Annotated in this window: 1 tRNA gene and 2 rRNA genes (1 of these 3 cut by a window edge); all 3 read left to right on the forward strand. The window is 45.5% G+C overall.

The window, feature by feature from the left end:
* Positions 1-424, forward strand: a 16S ribosomal RNA gene (locus F3D3_RS19790) (it extends 1111 nt beyond the left edge of the window).
* 159 nt (positions 425-583) lie between these two features.
* Positions 584-659: transfer RNA gene (locus tag F3D3_RS19795), tRNA-Ala, on the forward strand.
* A 655-nt stretch (positions 660-1314) separates the two neighbouring features.
* A 23S ribosomal RNA gene (locus F3D3_RS19800) occupies positions 1315-2853 on the forward strand; the annotation flags it as partial.

The raw sequence follows: 2853 nt of genomic DNA on the forward strand, positions 1-2853 counted from the left end.
AGTTGTTAACAGGTCAAGCTGAACCCTCTAGACAGACTGCCGAGGATAACTCGGAGGAAGGCGGGGATGACGTCAAATCATCATGCCCCTTATGATCTGGGCTACACACGTGCTACAATGGCTGGTACAACGGGCAGCGAAAGAGCGATCTGGAGCGAATCCTAAAAAGCCAGTCCCAGTTCGGATTGCAGGCTGAAACTCGCCTACATGAAGTTGGAGTTGCTAGTAATCGCGGATCAGAATGCCGCGGTGAATGCGTTCCCGGGTCTTGTACACACCGCCCGTCACACCAYGGAAGTTGGGGGCGCCCGAAGCCAGTGGTCCAACCCTTTTAGGGAGGAAGCTGTCGAAGGTGAAATCAATGACTGGGGTGAAGTCGTAACAAGGTAGCCGTATCGGAAGGTGCGGCTGGATCACCTCCTTTCTAAGGAGAATTAGACGTTTGCGCTATTCAATTTTGAGGGTCTTGCAATTTTCTGTTTGTCAGAAAAAAGTGATGTGGCATTTAGCAAAAAATGCTAGAATTAAGTCTTTAGACTATAGTTCAACACAAAACGTTGTAAGAAACTCAAACCAAAACACTGGGGGTTTAGCTCAGTTGGGAGAGCACCTGCCTTGCACGCAGGGGGTCAAGAGTTCAAGTCTCTTAATCTCCACCAATTTCTTTTTTAAAGAAAATGGACTGGTGTTTTTAAAAAAAGATAAAGTCGTTGGAAATGATGACTAAATCGAGAATTAACAAACCGTAGAGATGAAGTGCCTCGTTTTCTAACGAAAACTACGTCACTACAAAGTGCATTACAAAATGTTTCAAACGTAACCTCATCATTTTCTATGAAAATGATTCGTTACAAGAAGTTGCGATTGCATCGCAAGGGAAGCTAGCGCTTCTYAAACAATGCATCAATATTAACAAACCGTAGAGATGAAGTTCCTCGTTTTCTAGCGAAAACTACGTCACTACAAAGTGCATTACAAAATGTTTCAAAGTAACCTCATCATTTTCTGTGAAAATGATTCGTTACAAGAAGTTGCGATTACATCGCAAGGGAAGCTAGCGCTTCTCAAACACGATTACATCGCGTTTGCTCCTTGAAAATTGCATATAAACGAGAAACCGACCGAGTTTCAACTTGTTGAAATCTCGGCCCGACATAACGTTTGTTTACAAACGTAGGAGGGTTATAGATGTAGAAAAGTTGGAATTCAAAAACGTATAAAACGTGTCAGATCGTTTTATACAAAACATATTTAGTATGGCCCTCGCTTATGCGAACATATTAAATGTGCGACTAAACTTGTAAAAAAGTCAATGGTCAAGTTACTAAGAGCATAGGGTGAATGCCTTGGTACCAGGAGCCGAAGAAGGACGTGGTAAGCTGCGAAAAGTTACGGGAAGCTGCAAGCAAGCATTGATCCGTAAATGTCCGAATGGGGAAACCCGGCTGGAGTAATGTCCAGTCATCCATAACTGAATAAATAGGTTATAGGAAGGGAACTCGGGGAACTGAAACATCTAAGTACCCGAAGGAAGAGAAAACAATAGTGATTTCCTAAGTAGCGGCGAGCGAACGGGAAAGAGCCCAAACCTAAGTCTACGGACGAGGGGGTGTGGACAGTCGATAAAGGTAGCCTGAATTTTAGCAGAATCGTTTGGGAAAACGAGCCGAAGAGTGTGAGAGCCACGTAAGCGAAAAGAGGAAGGCGTCGAGACTGATCCGGAGTACCACGGAGCACGTGAAACTTTGTGGGAAGCAGGCAGGACCATCTGCCAAGGCTAAATACTACCTGGTGACCGATAGTGAATAGTACCGTGAGGGAAAGGTGAAAAGAACCCCGGAAGGGGAGTGAAAAAGAACCTGAAACCCTATGTTTACAAGCAATGGAAGTTCGTTAAAGAACGACCATGTACTTTTTGTAGAACGGGCCAACGAGTTACGTTATGCAGCAAGGTTAAGTGCTTAAGGTACGGAGCCGTAGCGAAAGCGAGTCTGAAAAGGGCGAAATAGTTGTGTGGCGTAGACCCGAAACCAGGTGACCTATCCATGTGCAGGTTGAAGCTGAAGTAAAATTCAGTGGAGGACCGAACCCATATCTGTTGAAAAAGGTTGGGATGACATGTGGATAGCGGAGAAATTCCAATCGAACCTGGAGATAGCTGGTTCTCCTCGAAATAGCTTTAGGGCTAGCCTTGAGATAGAGAGATACGGGGGTAGAGCACTGACTGTCCTAGGGGCCTTCACCGGCTACCGAAGACTATCAAACTCCGAATACCGATATCTTATGCTCAGGAGTCAGACTGTGTGTGATAAGATTCATAGTCAAAAGGGAAACAGCCCAGACCATCAGCTAAGGTCCCAAAATGTAAGTTAAGTGGAAAAGGATGTGGAATTGCACAGACAACTAGGATGTTGGCTTAGAAGCAGCCATACATTTAAAGAGTGCGTAATAGCTCACTAGTCGAGTGATTCTGCGCCGAAAATTACCGGGGCTAAAACTTACTACCGAAGCTATGGAATTATACTAWGTATAATTGGTAGAGGAGCATTGTGTGAGGGGTGAAGTAGGATCGTAAGGACCTATGGACATCACACAAGAGAGAATGTTGGCATGAGTAACGAGAGACGGGTGAGAATCCCGTCCGCCGAAAACCCAAGGTTTCCTGAGGAAGGTTCGTCCGCTCAGGGTAAGTCAGGGCCTAAGCCGAGGACGAAAGTCGTAGGCGATGGACAACAGGTAAAGATTCCTGTACCACCGAGAACCGTTTGAGAGAGGGAATGACACAGGAGGTTAGGCTAAGCGCACCGTTGGTTGAGTGCGTCTAAGCAACGAGTCTGGGAAGTAGGAAAATCC

Source organism: Fusibacter sp. 3D3, assembly GCF_001748365.1.
Lineage (GTDB): Bacteria > Bacillota > Clostridia > Peptostreptococcales > Acidaminobacteraceae > Fusibacter_A.